Origin of the sequence: Pseudomonas sp. CFBP 13711, assembly GCF_014842265.1 — a bacterium.
Lineage (GTDB): Bacteria > Pseudomonadota > Gammaproteobacteria > Pseudomonadales > Pseudomonadaceae > Aquipseudomonas.
On sequence record NZ_JACYVI010000002.1, the window covers coordinates 236172 to 252920 of the forward strand.

Below are 16749 nucleotides of genomic sequence, written 5' to 3' on the forward strand. Positions count from 1 at the left end.
CCCTCAGGCGTGCGGCGGGGCAACGAGGACGAAAACAGCGCAGGCCGGTGGAAGCAGGCGCGCGGTTCGATTCGCCACCGGATCACCCCGCCCGGTTGTAGTGGAATTCCTCGGCCGCTTGCAGGCGGTCCGATTCGAGGCAGGTCTCCTGGCTCACGGCGGCCGGTCGCTGACAGGCATCATCAGGCGACTGGTATTCATCGCGCCTTCCCGCTCGCGCAGTGGCTGTGCAATGAAGCTGTCCGTTTACAGTTGCGGGGGCAGCTGCGGCTTGATACCGCATTCCCTTCTTAGCGCCGGTGGCCTTGGTAGTTGATAAAGGCGCCCGGCGAACCTCAAGTGCGCAAGGCTACGCAGTGACTGGAGGCCGGTCAATCGCGCTTTGCAATGATCGCCGCGCCAATTGACGCACCGATCCCTGCATTGATTGACGCATCGGCTGAAGGGCCGATTGACGAGCTAAACAGCCCGTGGTCTCCTACATACCTTGTTACGGGTGCCCTTCACAGGGTGAAACGGGAAACCGGTGCGTACAGACCTTCGGGTGTGTATCAGTCCGGTGCTGCCCCCGCAACGGTAAGCGAGTGAAGAGTCAGATCCACTGTGTCGGCAGCGATATGGGAAGGCGATTCTTGAAGGCACGTCGGCTGTAACGGCTGATGCATGTGCCCCTCGCGAGCCCGGAGACCGGCCCGATAACGCTACATAACACAACCCGCGGTGGGCGGGCGCTGTTGATCACTGCCGGCCTTCGCCTGCGGTGTCTTCGCGTCCTTCCGTCCGCTGAATCCACTTCAGAGAGAAGCGCCATGTCCATCAGCACACCCCGCCAGACGTCCGGCACCGGCACCAGCACAAACACCACAACAGCCGTGACCGCCACCCAAAGCCAGCGCCTTGTCGCCGCCGTCAGCGCGATGTTTCTCGGTGCGTTTCTGGTGTACTTCGCCGGCTTCTCCCACATCGATGCAGTGCACAACGCGGCACACGACACCCGTCACAGCTCCGCCTTCCCGTGCCATTGAGACCTGCCGCCATGTTCAAGCGAATTGCGCAAACGGCCGGGTTCACCGGACTGCTCGCCGCCCTGCTGTTGACACTGCTGCAGAGCTTCTCGGTGGCGCCACTGATCCTGCAGGCGGAGACCTACGAAAAGGCCCCGGCTGCCGAGATGCACGAGCACGCCGAGGGTGCGATGGCCGGCCACGTCCATGACGCCGAAGCCTGGGAGCCGGAAGACGGCTGGCAGCGCGTGCTGTCCACCACCGGCGGCAATCTGGTGGTCGCGGTCGGCTTCGCCCTGATGCTGGCGGCGCTGTACACCCTGCGTACGCCGACCAGTGCCCGCGAAGGCGTGCTGTGGGGGTTGGCCGGTTATGCGGTGTTCGTGCTGGCGCCCACTCTTGGTTTGCCGCCCGAGCTGCCCGGCACTGTCGCGGCGGATCTGACCCAACGGCAGATCTGGTGGGTCGGCACCGCCGCCTCCACGGCTGCAGGCCTGGCATTGATAGTGTTTGCACGGCACTGGGTGTTGAAGGCCTTGGGCGCGGTGATCCTGGTGGTGCCGCATATCGTCGGCGCGCCGCAACCGGCGGTGCATTCGGCACTGGCGCCGGAAGCCCTTGAAGCGCAATTCAAGATCGCGTCGCTGCTAACCAATGCGGTTTTCTGGATTGCCCTGGGCTGGATCAGCGCCTGGTTGTTTCGGCGCAATGAAGCGACCGAGACGCACGTCGGTTTGAAGCCTGCTCTGTGAATGAAGTGCGCAATCGGCCGCTGTGGGTGGTCGGTCTGGGCTGCCAGCGCGGCTGTTCGGCGCTGGAGCTTCGGCGGTTGATGGAGGATGGGTTGCGGGAGGGTCGTCTTGAGCTGAAAGACGTTGCCGCCCTCGCCTCCATTGACGGCAAGTCGGCTGAGGTAGGGCTGCTGGAACTGGGTCATGAGCTGGGGCTGACGATCGGGTTTTTCAGCGCGGATGATCTGGCGGCTTACGAGGCACAGCTGACTTACCGTTCGGACATCGCCTTCGAACGCACCGGCTGCTACGGCGTGGCAGAAAGCGCGGCGCTGGCGATGGTGACACGGTTGACCGGCGCGCCCGCGACCTTGGTCATCCCCCGCCGAAAAAGCCCCCACGCGACCTTTGCTCTGGCAACCGCAAACGTTAGGGTTGGAGCAATCTCATAGGCCGGCTCAACCTTGTAGGACCGGCTAGAACTGTAGGACCGGCTTTAGCCGGGAAGGCGTCAGTGGTCCCACCGCAGATTTTGCTGGTGTGCCCGAGGGCCCCTTCCCGGCTAAAGCCAGTCCTACAAAGTCAGACCGAGTGCGCTCAGGGAGAATGCATCCGACGAGCCACTGCTCAAATGAACCCCAATCAGGACACCCCATGACTGTTTTTTTCATCGGCGCCGGCCCCGGCGATCCGGACCTGATCACTGTCAAAGGCCAGCGGCTGATCCGCTCCTGCCCGGTGATCATTTACGCCGGTTCCCTGGTGCCTGAAGCAGTGCTGGAAGGTCATCAGGCAGTTCAGGTCACCAACAGCGCTCCATTGCACCTTCAGCAGATCATCGAGCTGATGAAATCCGCTCATGCACAGGGCCAGGACGTGGCGCGTGTGCATTCCGGCGATCCGAGCCTGTATGGCGCGGTCGGCGAACAAATCCGCTGCCTGCGCGAGCTGCAGATCCCCTTCGAAATCATCCCCGGCGTCACCGCCACCGCCGCCTGCGCCGCGTTGCTCGGGACAGAGCTGACGCTGCCGGACATCTCCCAGAGCGTGATCCTGACCCGCTACGCCGACAAAACCGACATGCCCGAAGGCGAAAGCCTGGGCGATCTGGCACGGCACCGGGCAACCATGGCGATCCATCTGGGGGTCAATAACCTCGGCAAGATCGTCGCCGAGCTGACGCCGCACTATGGCGCCGACTGCCCCATCGCCGTGGTGCATCGCGCCAGCTGGCCGGATCAGGATTGGGTCACCGGCACACTGGCAGACATCGAGGAGAAGGTGCGGATCAAGGGATTTCGTCGCACCGCGCTGATCCTGGTGGGTCGGGTACTGGGCAACGACGTGTTCAGCGAGTCATCGCTGTATCGCGCGGGCCATGTCCATGTGTTCAGGCCCTAGCGTGCGCCTCTAGACCTTGGCGAGCGCCCACAAAAAAGCCCCGAACCCGTCGGGGCTTGCCTGCAACACCATACTTCCTGGTATCACACGTTGACTCAGTAATACGCGTTTTCTTTCTGGGTGTGGTCGGTCACGTCACGCACACCGGTCAGCTCGGGGATGCGCTCCAGCAATGTGCGCTCGATGCCTTCCTTGAGCGTGACATCTGCCTGACCGCAACCCTGGCAACCACCGCCAAACTGGAGAATGGCGACATTCGCCTCATCTTCTTCCACCACCTCGATCAAGGTCACCTGGCCGCCGTGACTGGCGAGACCCGGGTTGATCTCGGTCTGCAGGTAGTAATTGATACGCTCGTTGATCGGGCTGTCGGCGTTGACCATCGGCACTTTGGCGTTTGGCGCCTTGATGGTCAGTTGGCCACCCATGCGGTCAGTCGCGTAATCAACAACGGCGTCGTCCAGAAACGCTTCGCTGAACGCGTCGATCCAGGCGGTGAAGCTTTTCAGGCCGATGGCCGTGTCTTCAGGTTTCTCTTCGCCCGGCTTGCAGTAGGCAATGCAGGTTTCAGCGTATTGGGTGCCAGGCTGGGTAATAAACACGCGGATGCCGATGCCGGGGGTGTTCTGCTTTTCCAGCAGATCGGCCAGGTAATCGTGGGCGGCATCAGTAATCGTAATAGCGGTCATGAAAATTCCTCGCAGACGTGGGGCGCAGTTTACGCCAATCAACTGCGCCTGACAAAGCCCTAGTGTTTTAGTCAGGTAAGCGGTTCGCCTAGACTAAAAACCCGTCACGACAGAGCTGCTTCCTTGCTCGCCCTTCTCTGGTCCAGCCAGCCCTTCATGCGTCGGTACAGGCCCTTCTCGATCCACTCATAACTGAGCCACGCCCCCAGGGCGATGACCGGCACACAGACGGCAAACACCACGTACGGGTTAATGCCATAACGCTCGCTCACCAGCCAGCCCGCGTACAGCACCAGCACGTGGAGCAGGTACACCGAATACGAGCAATCGCCCATGACTTTGAGAAGGCGGTAGTTGCGCAGATAGGGTTCGAGGGAGATGCAGGCCACCACAATCACAGCGCTCGGCAGGCCCCAATTGATGATGCGAGGCGCCGGTTGCAGGTGGTCGATGGTGAACAGCGCGGCGCCGATCGCGATCAATGGCAGCCACAACCGTTCGCTGATCCAGCCCCGGCGATACATCACGCCGACGAAGATGCCGAGGAGGAATTCGTAAACGATGTCATTGGCGTAGAACCGGCTGACCAGGCCCGACCGACCCAGCACGTCAGTAATGGCGAACAGCGCCGCCGCCAGGATCAACGGGCGCAGACGCTGCTGAAAGAGAAAGACCATCGAGAACAGCACGTAGAACAGCATCTCGTAGTTCAGCGTCCAGCCCACGTTGAGGGTGGGATAAAGGCCGTAACCGCCGGGGTTTTCCGAAGGGATGAACAGCAGCGACAGCACAAAGCTCTGCCAGTCGACCACCTGGTGGGGCAGCAGCGGCTGGGCGACCACGACCAATACACCCATCACCAAGGTGTACAGCCAGTACGCCGGGACGATACGAATAACCCGGTTGAGCATGAAACGGCCGGCGGGGATGTCCTTGTCCACGGTTGACAGGTAGATGACCAGACCGCTGATGACGAAAAAAATGTCGACGCCGACCGCGCCTTTTTCAGTGAAAAAGCGGCCGACCGGCCCACTCGGATGGAAGTCGAAAAAAATCTGCATGAAGTGGTGACACACAACAGCCCACGCGGCGAGTGCCCGCAGGGCCTGAACCGAAATCAACATCTGCAACCTCTTGCTTCGTCTGGATTGACCCCAGGCGCCATACCGGCAAGGCACGGCGTCGGAGAGCGACTCACAGGGTCCGACTTCGAAAATTGCAAAAAGGTTCGACGCCACTGACGGGCTGCATAATGGCTGCACGCCATGTTCCATAAGGGTTTCCCCGTTTGGACCAGCGTCAGTCGGGCCGACGCCGAATGTGAAGATTCCTTAAATAACGGCGCCCCTGCGACTCACAGATTCTCGTACCGATTCATGTCCAGCACCCCTGCCTCGCGGGGTTCGGTTTCCTGAAGGTAGCGGTCCAGGTCGTGGAAGTAGGTCCAGAATAATGGATGGCTGCGGCGCACGCCCCAGCGCTGGACGATGGCGTCAAACGCCTGCTTGTGATCATGGGCCTGCTCCATCGCGTCAACAAACGCGCCGACTTCACTGGCCGGGATATTGAGCATGAAATTCGGGTAGCTGCTCAGCACTCCCGGGTAGATCGTCAGCGTGTCCAGGCCCGGCTGGTAGCGGTAATCCTCACCCATCAGAAAGGCGACGTTACTGTGGGCGCGGTTGCGCAGCATGCTGTAAATGATGCGTTTGCCGCTGCCGTCCTGGATGCGCAGCATCGTCGCCTCCGGCAACTGGTGAATGACCTTCAGCCCCGCCGCCGGCCGCGACGTCAGCCGGCTCAGGGTCTGCTCGACGTCGCTGAACACCGGGTCCAGTCCCTCACGCGAACAGTACGCGCCGTCGCAGCGATTGATCGGGTCCGGCGTCACGTTCAAGGTGCCCGCACGCTCGATCAACTTGCGCTCGAAGTCACGCTTGGGGTTGTGCTCATCGAGCTTCAGGCCGGTCGGGGTGTGATCGTCGATGGCCTGATAATCCAGCCACATCTTCACTTTGCCGCCGTTCTGGTACCAGTCACCGAGGATGTCGTCACGCTTGTCCGCCGGCATCAGGCGCAGGAAATTGACCTCGGCGCCGTTGCGGATCAGGTCGAAATACAGACGCGTCTGCACCTGATGGGAAACGTTGCCGTAGACGTCGAAATTCACCGCCAGCTGGTAATAGGTGCGCTCCAGCAAGGGGTAGTCGAACAGCCAGACGCTGTTGGGCAGCGCGCCGATCAAGCCTTTGTTTACCGAGGCGCTGTCGAAGTGGCGGAAGATGGTCAGCAGCGCATTGTCGTTCCCCGCCCACAGGGTCGCCCATCCCGGCGGCGGCATGTGCGCGTAGGCATCGCTGCGCAGGTCTTCGTATTGATTGCGCTTGTCACGGTAGTCGTGCCACAGGGTCAGAACGCTGCCGATGTCATCGTCCTGCCCCGGCATCGCCAGCAACGGCGTGGCCTTGGCCCGATAGGCCGCATCGGTGATGTAACGGTCGTGGCCGGGCTCCTGGAACAAGGCCCAGAAATGATCGCGAATCACGTCCGTGGCGATCTCGCCCCGACACACCGGGCCGCGAATGAAGGTGCGCACGAAGTATTCGGCGTTATCCAGCATGAACTGGTAACGCGCGACGGCGGGGATCTGCTGGAACGTTTCAAACGGGTTGGCCCGATGCTGCGGACCATAGCCGGGCAGCTCGGTGGCATGCCAGGTCCCGCTGTAGAACAGTTGCTTGACCCGGGCCAGCTTCTGCGGGCCCATCGGGTAGGTGATGTGGGTCTTGTGGACGATAACGCCCTGCACCGGCATCAGGCGGTAATAGAAGGTGGTGCCAGGATCATCGTCGGGGCGGCGCGTGGCGATCAGGTCGACGGGTTGGCCGCTTGGCGTGCGCGAGCGCACCCACTGGAAGAAATGCCCCGGCTCGCCGTCGCTGAAATACACGTGGGCGAGAAACAGATGTTCGTACAGCCAGCGGCCGACCAGCGCTTCGCTCGATCCGGGACGATTGAGCAGGCTTTCCCATTCGTTGATCTGCACCGTTTCCCGCGCAATCGGTTGCAGCGGCGTCTGTTCCACCGGCGCCCCGGCTGCCAGCCAGCGTTGCAGCGTGCTGTATTGAGCGTCGGTGAGGCCGGTCACCGCCAGGGGCATGCCCTGCCCCGGACGCGCCTTGGCATAGGCGGCGAACTCGTTGGGCAACGGGCACATGTTCTGGCGATTCAGGCCCAGCACGATGCCGTCCGGCAGCCGCGCGTTGGGCACCAACGGCGCGCCGTGCCCGAACTCGAGCATCTTTGCCATCAGCGCCGCCTGATTGCTCTGCCCGTCCAGCACTGAATAAAAGCCTTTTTTACGCCAGGCGTCAGGGCCCTGCGCGTCGACGAAAATCCGGGTGGGTGCGACCGCCTTGCTGCGGTCGCCTTCGTAAACCGGCACCTTCGATGCACCGCGCAGCACACCTTCGCCGCTGCCCAGGTTCAGCTGGCAGGCAGCGTCATTGCACGCATGGCAGGCAACGCACTTCTCGGTGAAGATCGGCTGGATATCACGGCTGTAGGAAACAGCCGGAGACTGAAGGGGTGACTGCGCGAACGCTGCACCGCAAAACAACAAGGCCAGGGAACTGGCGAGCACGCGATGCAGCATGGAACGGGCGTCCTGAAAATGATTCGGCCGAATTCTACCTGTGGCTAATGGCCTGCAACATGAACAGAATTCATGTAAATCCCGGAATGATTTAAATCCGCGCAGGTTTGCTATTATTTCGCTCTTTTCAGCGCCACCTTATTTCGTACTTCTTCATCCGGGTAACCTCATGTCAGATCGCAGCGCGCGTCTTCAAGCACTCCAGCAGGCACTTCAACAGCGAATCCTGATCCTCGATGGCGGCATGGGCACGATGATCCAGAGCTATCGGCTGGAGGAAGAAGACTACCGCGGCAAGCGTTTCGCCGACTGGCCGAGCGACGTCAAGGGCAATAACGACCTGTTGATCCTGACCCGGCCCGATGTGATTGGCGCGATCGAGAAGGAATACCTCGACGCCGGCGCCGACATTCTCGAAACCAACACCTTCAACGCCACCCAGGTGTCCCAGGCCGACTACGGCATGGAAGCGCTGGTCTATGAACTGAACGTGGAAGGCGCGCGCCTGGCCCGACAGGTCGCCGACGCCAAAACCCTGGAAACCCCCGACAAACCGCGCTTCGTTGCCGGCGTGCTCGGCCCGACCAGCCGCACCTGCTCGCTGTCGCCGGACGTCAACAACCCCGGCTACCGCAACGTGACCTTCGACGAACTGGTGGAGAACTACACCGAGGCCACAAAAGGCCTGATCGAAGGCGGTGCGGACATGATCCTCATCGAAACCATCTTTGACACGTTGAACGCCAAGGCAGCGATCTTTGCCGTTCAGGGCGTGTTCGACGAGCTGGGGTTCGAGCTGCCGATCATGATTTCCGGCACCATCACCGACGCCTCGGGCCGCACCCTCTCCGGCCAGACCACCGAAGCGTTCTGGAACTCGGTACGTCACGCCAAGCCGATCTCCGTGGGCCTCAACTGCGCGCTGGGCGCCAGCGAGCTGCGGCCGTATCTGGAAGAGCTGTCCAATAAAGCCGAAACCCACGTGTCGGCGCACCCGAACGCCGGCCTGCCTAACGAATTCGGTGAGTACGACGAGGCCCCGGCAGAGATGGCCAAAGTCGTCGAGGAGTTCGCCCAGAGCGGATTCCTCAATATCGTCGGCGGTTGCTGCGGCACCACCCCGGCGCACATCAAGGCCATCGCCAACGCCGTCGCCCCGTACGCGCCGCGGCCGATTCCGGACATCGCGAAGGCCTGTCGCCTCTCGGGTCTGGAGCCGTTCACCATTGATCGCAGTTCGCTGTTCGTGAACGTCGGCGAGCGCACCAACATCACCGGCTCTGCCCGTTTTGCCCGCCTGATCCGCGAAGACAACTACACCGAAGCCCTGGAAGTCGCCCTGCAGCAGGTCGAGGCCGGCGCCCAGGTGATCGACATCAACATGGACGAAGGCATGCTGGACTCGAAGAAGGCCATGGTGACCTTCCTCAACCTGATTGCCGGCGAGCCTGATATTTCCCGCGTGCCGATCATGATCGACTCGTCGAAATGGGAAGTCATCGAAGCCGGCCTCAAGTGCATTCAGGGCAAGGGCATCGTCAACTCGATCAGCATGAAAGAAGGCGTCGAGCAGTTCATCCATCACGCCAAGCTGTGCAAGCGCTACGGCGCGGCGGTGGTGGTGATGGCCTTCGACGAAGCCGGCCAGGCCGACACCGAGGCGCGCAAGAAGGAAATCTGCAAGCGCTCCTACGACATTCTGGTCAACGAAGTCGGCTTCCCGCCGGAAGACATCATTTTCGACCCGAACATCTTCGCCATCGCCACCGGCATCGAGGAGCACAACAACTACGCCGTCGACTTTATTAATGCCTGCGCCTACATCCGCGACGAGCTGCCGTACGCGTTGACGTCGGGCGGCGTGTCCAACGTGTCGTTCTCGTTCCGCGGCAACAACCCCGTGCGCGAAGCGATTCACTCGGTGTTCCTGCTGCACGCGATCCGCAACGGCCTGACCATGGGCATCGTCAACGCCGGCCAGCTGGAGATCTACGACCAGATCCCGGCCCAGCTGCGCGACGCGGTGGAAGACGTGGTGCTCAACCGCACCCCGGAAGGCACCGACGCCCTGCTGGCCCTCGCCGACCAGTACAAAGGCGACGGCTCGGTCAAGGAAGCGGAAACCGAAGAGTGGCGCGGCTGGGAGGTCAACGAGCGCCTCAAGCACGCGCTGGTCAAGGGCATCACCACGCACATCGTTGAAGACACCGAGCTGTCGCGGCAATCGTTCAAGCGCCCCATCGAGGTCATCGAGGGCCCGCTGATGGCTGGCATGAACGTGGTCGGCGACCTGTTCGGATCGGGCAAGATGTTCCTGCCCCAAGTGGTTAAATCCGCCCGCGTGATGAAGCAGGCCGTGGCGCACCTGATTCCTTTCATTGAAGAGGAGAAAGGCGACAAGCCCGAAGCCAAGGGCAAGATCCTCATGGCGACGGTCAAGGGCGACGTCCATGACATCGGCAAGAACATCGTTGGCGTGGTGCTGGGTTGCAACGGTTACGACATCGTCGACCTCGGCGTGATGGTGCCGGCCGAGAAAATCCTGCAGGTGGCCCGTGAGCAGAAGTGCGACATCATCGGGCTGTCCGGCTTGATCACGCCTTCCCTGGACGAAATGGTTCACGTCGCCCGCGAGATGCAGCGTCAGGACTTCCACCTGCCGTTGATGATCGGCGGCGCGACCACCTCCAAGGCGCACACGGCGGTGAAGATCGAGCCCAAGTACAGCAACGACGCGGTGATCTACGTCACCGACGCTTCACGCGCCGTGGGCGTGGCGACGCAGCTGCTGTCCAAGGAGCTGAAAGCCGGTTTCATCGAGAAGACCCGCGCCGAATACGTTGAAGTGCGCGAGCGCACCTCCGCCCGCAGCGCCCGCACCGAGCGCCTGAGCTACGGCGCGGCCATCGCCAAGAAGCCGCAGTTCGACTGGGCCAGCTACCAGCCGGTGAAGCCGACGTTCACCGGCGTCAAGGTGCTGGAAGACATCGACCTGAACGTGCTGGTGGATTACATCGACTGGACGCCGTTTTTTATCTCCTGGGACCTGGCCGGCAAGTATCCGCGCATTCTGACCGACGAAGTGGTGGGCGAAGCAGCCACCTCGCTGTTCAAGGACGCCCAGGACCTGCTGCGCAAACTGATCGACGAGAAGTTGATCCGCAGCCGCGCCGTGTTCGGCTTCTGGCCAGCCAATCAGGTTGACCACGACGACATTCAATTGCTCGACGATAACGGCGCGCCACTCGCCAAGCTGCATCACCTGCGCCAGCAGATCATCAAGACCGACGGCAAGCCGAACTTCTCCCTGGCCGACTTCGTCGCGCCCCAGGGCAGCGGCGTGACCGATTACGTCGGTGGCTTCATTACCACCGCCGGCATTGGCGCGGAAGAGGTGTCGAAGGCGTACCAGGACAAAGGCGACGACTACAACGCGATCATGGTCAAGGCGCTGGCGGACCGGCTGGCCGAGGCCTGCGCAGAATGGCTGCACCAGCAGGTGCGCAAAGAGTATTGGGGTTATGCCCGCGACGAGCAGTTGGGCAACGACGAGCTGATCAAGGAGCAATACACCGGCATCCGCCCTGCCCCCGGTTACCCGGCCTGCCCGGACCATACCGAAAAAGGCGTGCTGTTCGACCTCCTCGACCCGGCCCAGGGCGACGGCAAACCCGGGGTCAGCGGCGTGTTCCTCACCGAGCACTACGCAATGTTCCCGGCGGCGGCGGTCAGCGGCTGGTACTTCGCCCACCCGCAGGCCCAGTATTTTGCCGTGGGGAAAGTGGACAAGGATCAGGTGGAAAGCTACACGGCGCGCAAACAGCAGGATTTGAGCGTGACGGAGCGCTGGCTGGCGCCGAACCTGGGGTATGACGAGTAAGTGCGGCAGATGTGTTAATGGCCGACTTGATCGTTCAGGCATTACAGAACCTGTGGGAGCGAGCTTGCCCGCGAATCCGGCACTCCAGACGCTGAAATATTCAGCGGATTTGCGAGACTCCATCGCGAGCAAGCTCGCTCCCACTGGCTGGAGGTCCTGGCTACTGGTGCGTCACCCAGAACACCGCCGCCCCCACCACCAGCACAATGATGAACAGAATGGCCCATGCATCCACATGGCTCTCGGATTTGGCAACTTTCGGGTGATTTCGCATTGCATCGCCTTTTGTCTGTTTTATGGGTGATCGCAAAACTCGCGGACCAGCGACGAGCGTCGTTGGCCATTGCCAGAGTAAAGTCGAGCCATGCCCTTATCACAAGTGAGGTTATGCAGGTCCGACGTGCTGCTTAGCACTTTTGGTTCTGTGCATATACTCAAACATCACTTTTGCGCATATCTGCAAACTGGTAACCTCCCCCGGCTCCGCAAGGAGTGCGCGGCCGTGCGCGCAGATTTGTTCGGTAGCCTGAAAGCAGACGACAACGCATCGCCTTTCGGGCTGGCCCAGCAGCAGTGAACCGCCTGAGAACAGGACCACCATGTACGTATACGACGAGTACGATCAGCGGATCGTCGAGGACCGCGTCAAGCAGTTCCGCGACCAGACCCGCCGCTATCTGGCCGGCGAGCTCAGCGAAGAAGAGTTCCGCCCGCTTCGCCTGCAAAACGGCCTCTACATCCAACGCTTCGCCCCGATGCTGCGCGTCGCTGTGCCTTATGGGCAGCTGACTTCACGCCAGGCCCGCATGCTGGCGAAAATCGCCCGCGATTACGACAAGGGCTACGCGCACATCAGTACCCGCCAGAACGTGCAGTTCAACTGGCCGGCAATCGAAGACATCCCCGACATTCTCGCCGAGCTGGCCACCGTGCAGATGCACGCGATCCAGACCAGCGGCAACTGCCTGCGCAACGTCACCACGGACCAGTTCGCCGGCGTCGCTGCCGACGAACTGGTAGACCCGCGCCCCTGGTGTGAAATCGTCCGTCAGTGGACCACCTTCCACCCGGAATTCGCCTACCTGCCGCGCAAGTTCAAGATCGCGATCAACGGCTCGACGTCCGACCGCGCCGCCATCGAAGTGCACGACATCGGCCTGGAGCCGGTCAAGAATGCTGCCGGCGAGCTGGGCTTCCGCGTGCTGGTCGGCGGCGGCCTCGGCCGTACGCCGGTGGTGGGTGCGTTCATCAACGAGTTTCTGCCGTGGCAGGACCTGTTGAGCTACCTCGACGCCATCCTGCGTGTGTACAACCGCTACGGCCGTCGCGACAACAAGTACAAGGCGCGCATCAAGATTCTGGTCAAGGCGCTGACGCCTGAAGTGTTCGCCGAGAAGGTCGAGGCCGAGATGGCCCACCTGCGCGGCGGCCAGACCACCCTGACCGAGGCCGAAGTCCATCGCGTCGCCAAGCACTTCGTCGACCCGGACTACAAGGCGCTGACCGATTACAGCGCCGAACTGGCTCAGCTGGATCAACAGCACCCCGGTTTCGCCCGCTGGCGCTCGCGCAACGTCCTGGCCCATAAAAAGCCGGGCTACGCAGCGGTGACGCTGTCGTTGAAACCCACCGGCGTTGCGCCGGGCGATCTCACCGACAAGCAACTGGACGGCATCGCCGACCTCGCCGACACCTACAGCTTCGGTCAGCTGCGCACGTCCCACGAGCAGAACATCATCCTGGCCGACGTCGAGCAGAGCCAGCTGTTCACGATGTGGGGCGAACTGCGCGAGCAAGGCTTCGCGACGCCAAACATTGGTCTGCTGACGGACATCATCTGCTGCCCGGGTGGCGACTTCTGCTCCCTGGCCAACGCCAAGTCGATCCCGATTGCCGAGTCGATCCAGCGCCGTTTCGACGACCTTGATTACCTGTTCGACATCGGCGAGCTGGACCTGAACATTTCCGGTTGCATGAACGCCTGCGGTCACCACCACGTCGGCCACATCGGCATTCTCGGCGTGGACAAGAAAGGCGAAGAGTTCTACCAGGTGTCCCTGGGTGGCAGCGCCAGCCGTGACGCCAGCCTGGGCAAGATCCTTGGGCCGTCGTTCGCACAGGACGTCATGCCGGATGTGATCGAGAAGCTGATCGACGTCTACGTTGAGAAACGCAATGAAGACGAGCGCTTCATCGACACCTACCAGCGTATTGGCATCGACCCTTTCAAGGAGCGCGTCTATGCAGCGAATCATTAAGAACAACGCGGTCATCGACGAGACCTGGCACCTGCTGCCCAAGGACACGACGTTCGACAGCCTGTCCAACTGCGACGACCTGATCGTGCCGCTGAACCTGTGGCGCGAGCATGCCCATGCGTTGAAGGCCCGCGACGGCGGTCTGGGTGTCTGGCTGGACAGCGACGAGGAAGCCGAGGAAATCGGTGACGACGCGGATCAATTCCAGGTCATCGCCCTGAACTTCCCGGCCTTCACCGACGGCCGCAGCTACTCCAACGCCCGCCTGTTGCGTGATCGCTACGGTTACAAGGGCGAGCTGCGGGCGATTGGAGATGTGTTGCGCGATCAGTTGTTTTACCTGCACCGCTGCGGGTTCGATGCGTTCGCGATTCGTGCCGACAAAGACCCGTACGAAGCGCTGGAAGGGTTGAAGGACTTTTCCGTGACGTATCAGGCTGCCACTGATGAGCCGCTGCCGCTGTTCCGGCGGCGTTGATCCCACACGGATCGACAGGCAACAAAAAGCCCCGGTTTCGCGAGAAGCCGGGGCTTTTTAATTCAGCTGGATCAAGGTGCAAACACCGTCCACCTTGCGGTGTGGCGTCCGACGTCTTCCCGGCTAAAGCCGGTCCTATGAAATCACCAGAACCGCTGCTGCGTCAGCTTGCCCCACCAACCTGTCACCAACCGGTCAACCGACGTGCTAGCGGCGATGCCTACACGCTGCTGCAGGCTTTTGCGCTCGGCGTAGTGCAGGTGGAACACCTCGGCGGTCTTGGCCTTCTCCGACAGGTATTCATCGCTGGTCTTCAGCTCATCCACCAACAGTTTGTCCTTGGCCGCGATGCCCAGCCAGATCTCGCCGGTGGCGACTTCGTCGATCTGCAACTGCGGGCGGTAGCTGGCGACGAAGTTCTTGAACAGCTCGTGGGTGATGTCCAGGTCCTCCTGAAACTTCTCACGGCCCTTCTCGGTGTTTTCGCCAAACACCGTCAGCGTGCGCTTGTACTCGCCGGCAGTCAGCACTTCGAAATCGATGTCGTGCTTCTTCAGCAGGCGATTGACGTTGGGCAGCTGGGCCACCACGCCGATCGACCCCAGAATCGCGAACGGCGCACTGATGATCCGGGTGCCGATGCACGCCATCATGTAGCCGCCGCTGGCCGCGACCTTGTCGATGCAGATGGTCAGCGGAATGCCCGCCTGACGAATCCGCGCCAGTTGCGACGACGCCAGGCCGTAGCTGTGGACCATGCCGCCGCCGCTTTCGAGGCGCAGCACCACTTCATCCTTGGGCGTGGCGAGGGTGAGCAACGCGGTGATCTCGTTGCGCATGTTCTCGGTGGCGGAGGCCTTGATGTCGCCGTCGAAGTCCAGCACGTAGACCCGAGACTTGACCTCGGTGGACTTCTTGTCCTTCTTCAGCTCCTTGGCCTGGGACTTGCGCAGCGCCTTGAGCCGGGCCTTGTCCAGCAGCGAGCCTTCAAGGCGATCACGCAGCCCTTTGTAGAAATCATTGAGCTTGGTGACATGCAGCTGGCCTCCTGCGCTGCGACGCCCGCGACCGCGCATCGAACCGATGACCACCAGCACCACAATGATCGCGATCACGATGGTGACGGTCTTTGCCAGGAAACTGGCGTAATCGAAAATGAACTCCACAGAAACTCCTTACCGGTACAGCAGATCCTCGGCAGAGGATCGCGAGTGGGGCCAAGCATACCGGCGCGCCGGTGGCCGGGCCAGTGACGAGACGGGTGAATACGGGACAGATCGGCCAATTCAAACGAGCGTATGTTTTTTCATTGACAGACCGCGGGCCGTCCTCATAACCTCCCAGCACTTTCAACGTGCCAGGGTGACGCGGTCGTGGGCAGCATCTATCTCATACGACATGGCCAGGCCTCGTTTGGTGCGGACGATTACGACGTCCTGTCGCCCACCGGTTTTCGTCAGTCGGAAATCCTCGGCGCGCACCTGGCGCAGCTGGGCCTGACCTTCGATCGCTGCATCAGCGGCGCCCTGTTCCGCCAGCGCCACACGGCCGAAACCGTGATCGCCCAGCTCAATGCCGCCAGCCTCGCTACACCCGAACTCGAAACCGACATCGCCTTCAATGAATTCAACGCCGAAGGCGTGATCCGCGCGCTGCTCCCTGCAATGCTGGATGAAGAGCCCGAAGCTTTCGAGATCATGCGTGACGCCGCCAACAACCGCGCCGAGTTCCAGCGCCTGTTTGCCGCGATCATTCGCCGCTGGCTGGTGGGCGACCACGACGCCGCCGCGCTGCAGAGCTGGCAGGCCTTCGTCGAGCAGGTTGAAGCGGGCCTGAGCGGCATTCTCGACAGCGCCGGGCCGAGTGATCGCATTGCTGTGTTCACCTCGGGCGGCACCATCACTGCCCTGCTCCATCTGATCACGCACATGCCGGCCACCCAGGCCTTCGAACTCAACTGGCACATCGTCAACACCTCGCTCAACCTCCTGAAGTTTCGTGAGCGCGAGGTGACCCTGGCTTCCTTCAACAGTTATGCGCACCTGCAACTGATGAAGGCGCCGGAGCTCATCACCTACCGCTGAGCCCGGCCAATCGCACTCGCAAAGTGCTCGTCATCACTCATATAAAAGGATCACACCATGAGCTCCGTAGAAAACGCCGTCCAAGCCATGAAAGCCAAGTTCAACCCAGCCGCTGCTGCGGGCCTGGACCTGGTGTTCGGTTTCCGCATCGACGAAACCAAGAATTTCTCCCTGATCGTCAAGGACAGCACCTGCGAATTGCAGGAAGGCGAAAACCCGGACGCACAGGTCACCCTGGTGATGGACGGCGAAACCCTGGAAGGCATCGTCAGCGGCGAGACCGACGGCATGCAGGCGTTCATGGGCGGTAAACTGCGCGCTGAAGGCGACATGATGCTGGCGATGAAACTGAGCGAGCTGTTCCCTTCCTGAGAACGCCTTGCCTTTCGAACGAACCGAAGCTGCCCGGCTTCGGTTTTTTTTCGTCCGGACTGTGCGCAAGACAACGCCCCCGTCCGTGAATCAGGGCGGCTGATTGCCCCGTAACACCCACGCCAATAGCCCTTGTTTGCTGGCGCGGGGACGCATTAGATTAGCCAATGATCCTGGCCCACCAAAATAATCTGCAG

At 61.6% G+C, this 16749-nt stretch carries 13 protein-coding genes and 2 riboswitches; of the genes, 9 read left to right on the forward strand and 4 right to left on the reverse strand.

Features of this window, described 5'->3' with window-relative positions; genetic code table 11:
* Positions 1 to 121: 121 nt before the first annotated feature.
* Positions 122 to 353, reverse strand: a riboswitch (cobalamin riboswitch).
* A 124-nt stretch (positions 354 to 477) separates the two neighbouring features.
* Positions 478 to 710: riboswitch (cobalamin riboswitch) on the forward strand.
* A 99-nt stretch (positions 711 to 809) separates the two neighbouring features.
* From IFT47_RS06040 to cobM, 4 genes are all read left to right on the forward strand, one after another.
* Positions 810 to 1025, forward strand: coding sequence for a CbtB domain-containing protein (locus IFT47_RS06040; RefSeq protein ID WP_192172074.1), 216 nt, complete (start codon positions 810 to 812; stop codon positions 1023 to 1025).
* 11 nt (positions 1026 to 1036) lie between these two features.
* A complete protein-coding gene (locus tag IFT47_RS06045; RefSeq protein WP_192172075.1) occupies positions 1037 to 1756 on the forward strand; it encodes a CbtA family protein in 720 nt (239 codons plus the stop codon).
* On the forward strand, positions 1753 to 2187 hold the full coding sequence (locus tag IFT47_RS06050) for a cobalamin biosynthesis protein (protein ID WP_192172076.1): 435 nt from the start codon (positions 1753 to 1755) through the stop codon (positions 2185 to 2187). Before IFT47_RS06045 ends, IFT47_RS06050 begins: the two co-directional genes overlap by 4 nt.
* 202 nt (positions 2188 to 2389) lie before the next feature.
* Positions 2390 to 3136: a precorrin-4 C(11)-methyltransferase gene (gene cobM, locus IFT47_RS06055; protein WP_192172077.1), complete on the forward strand. Its 747-nt coding sequence runs from the start codon at positions 2390 to 2392 to the stop codon at positions 3134 to 3136.
* 95 nt (positions 3137 to 3231) lie between these two features.
* Here cobM and nfuA read toward each other — a convergent pair whose 3' ends face one another.
* The 3 genes from nfuA to IFT47_RS06070 form a co-directional block, all read right to left on the reverse strand.
* Positions 3232 to 3825, reverse strand: coding sequence for a Fe-S biogenesis protein NfuA (gene nfuA, locus IFT47_RS06060; RefSeq protein ID WP_133771305.1), 594 nt, complete (start codon positions 3823 to 3825; stop codon positions 3232 to 3234).
* Positions 3826 to 3929: 104 nt separating this feature from the next.
* The gene (locus IFT47_RS06065; protein ID WP_192172078.1) at positions 3930 to 4949 is read right to left on the reverse strand and encodes an acyltransferase family protein; all 1020 of its coding nucleotides are present in this window, start codon (positions 4947 to 4949) and stop codon (positions 3930 to 3932) included.
* Between the two features lie 230 nt (positions 4950 to 5179).
* Positions 5180 to 7480: a fatty acid cis/trans isomerase gene (locus IFT47_RS06070; RefSeq protein WP_192172079.1), complete on the reverse strand. Its 2301-nt coding sequence runs from the start codon at positions 7478 to 7480 to the stop codon at positions 5180 to 5182.
* 169 nt (positions 7481 to 7649) lie between these two features.
* Here IFT47_RS06070 and metH point away from each other — a divergent pair, with 169 nt between their 5' ends.
* The 3 genes from metH (at position 7650) to IFT47_RS06085 (ending at position 14096) form a co-directional block, all read left to right on the forward strand.
* Complete coding sequence (metH, locus tag IFT47_RS06075) at positions 7650 to 11360, forward strand: methionine synthase (protein ID WP_192172080.1); 3711 nt, start codon at positions 7650 to 7652, stop codon at positions 11358 to 11360.
* Between the two features lie 599 nt (positions 11361 to 11959).
* On the forward strand, positions 11960 to 13618 hold the full coding sequence (locus IFT47_RS06080) for a nitrite/sulfite reductase (RefSeq protein WP_192172081.1): 1659 nt from the start codon (positions 11960 to 11962) through the stop codon (positions 13616 to 13618).
* Positions 13602 to 14096, forward strand: coding sequence for a DUF934 domain-containing protein (locus tag IFT47_RS06085; protein WP_133771327.1), 495 nt, complete (start codon positions 13602 to 13604; stop codon positions 14094 to 14096). The genes IFT47_RS06080 and IFT47_RS06085 overlap by 17 nt, the downstream gene beginning before the upstream one ends.
* A 143-nt stretch (positions 14097 to 14239) precedes the next feature.
* Here the strand turns inward: IFT47_RS06085 and sohB are convergent, their stop codons facing one another.
* A complete protein-coding gene (gene sohB / locus IFT47_RS06090) occupies positions 14240 to 15262 on the reverse strand; it encodes a protease SohB (RefSeq protein WP_192172082.1) in 1023 nt (340 codons plus the stop codon).
* Between the two features lie 207 nt (positions 15263 to 15469).
* Here sohB and IFT47_RS06095 point away from each other — a divergent pair, with 207 nt between their 5' ends.
* Entirely contained in the window at positions 15470 to 16180 is a 711-nt protein-coding gene (locus IFT47_RS06095) for a histidine phosphatase family protein (protein ID WP_192172083.1), read from the forward strand.
* A gap of 57 nt (positions 16181 to 16237) precedes the next feature.
* Positions 16238 to 16552, forward strand: coding sequence for an SCP2 sterol-binding domain-containing protein (locus IFT47_RS06100; RefSeq protein WP_074887795.1), 315 nt, complete (start codon positions 16238 to 16240; stop codon positions 16550 to 16552).
* The last annotated feature ends 197 nt before the right edge of the window (positions 16553 to 16749 follow it).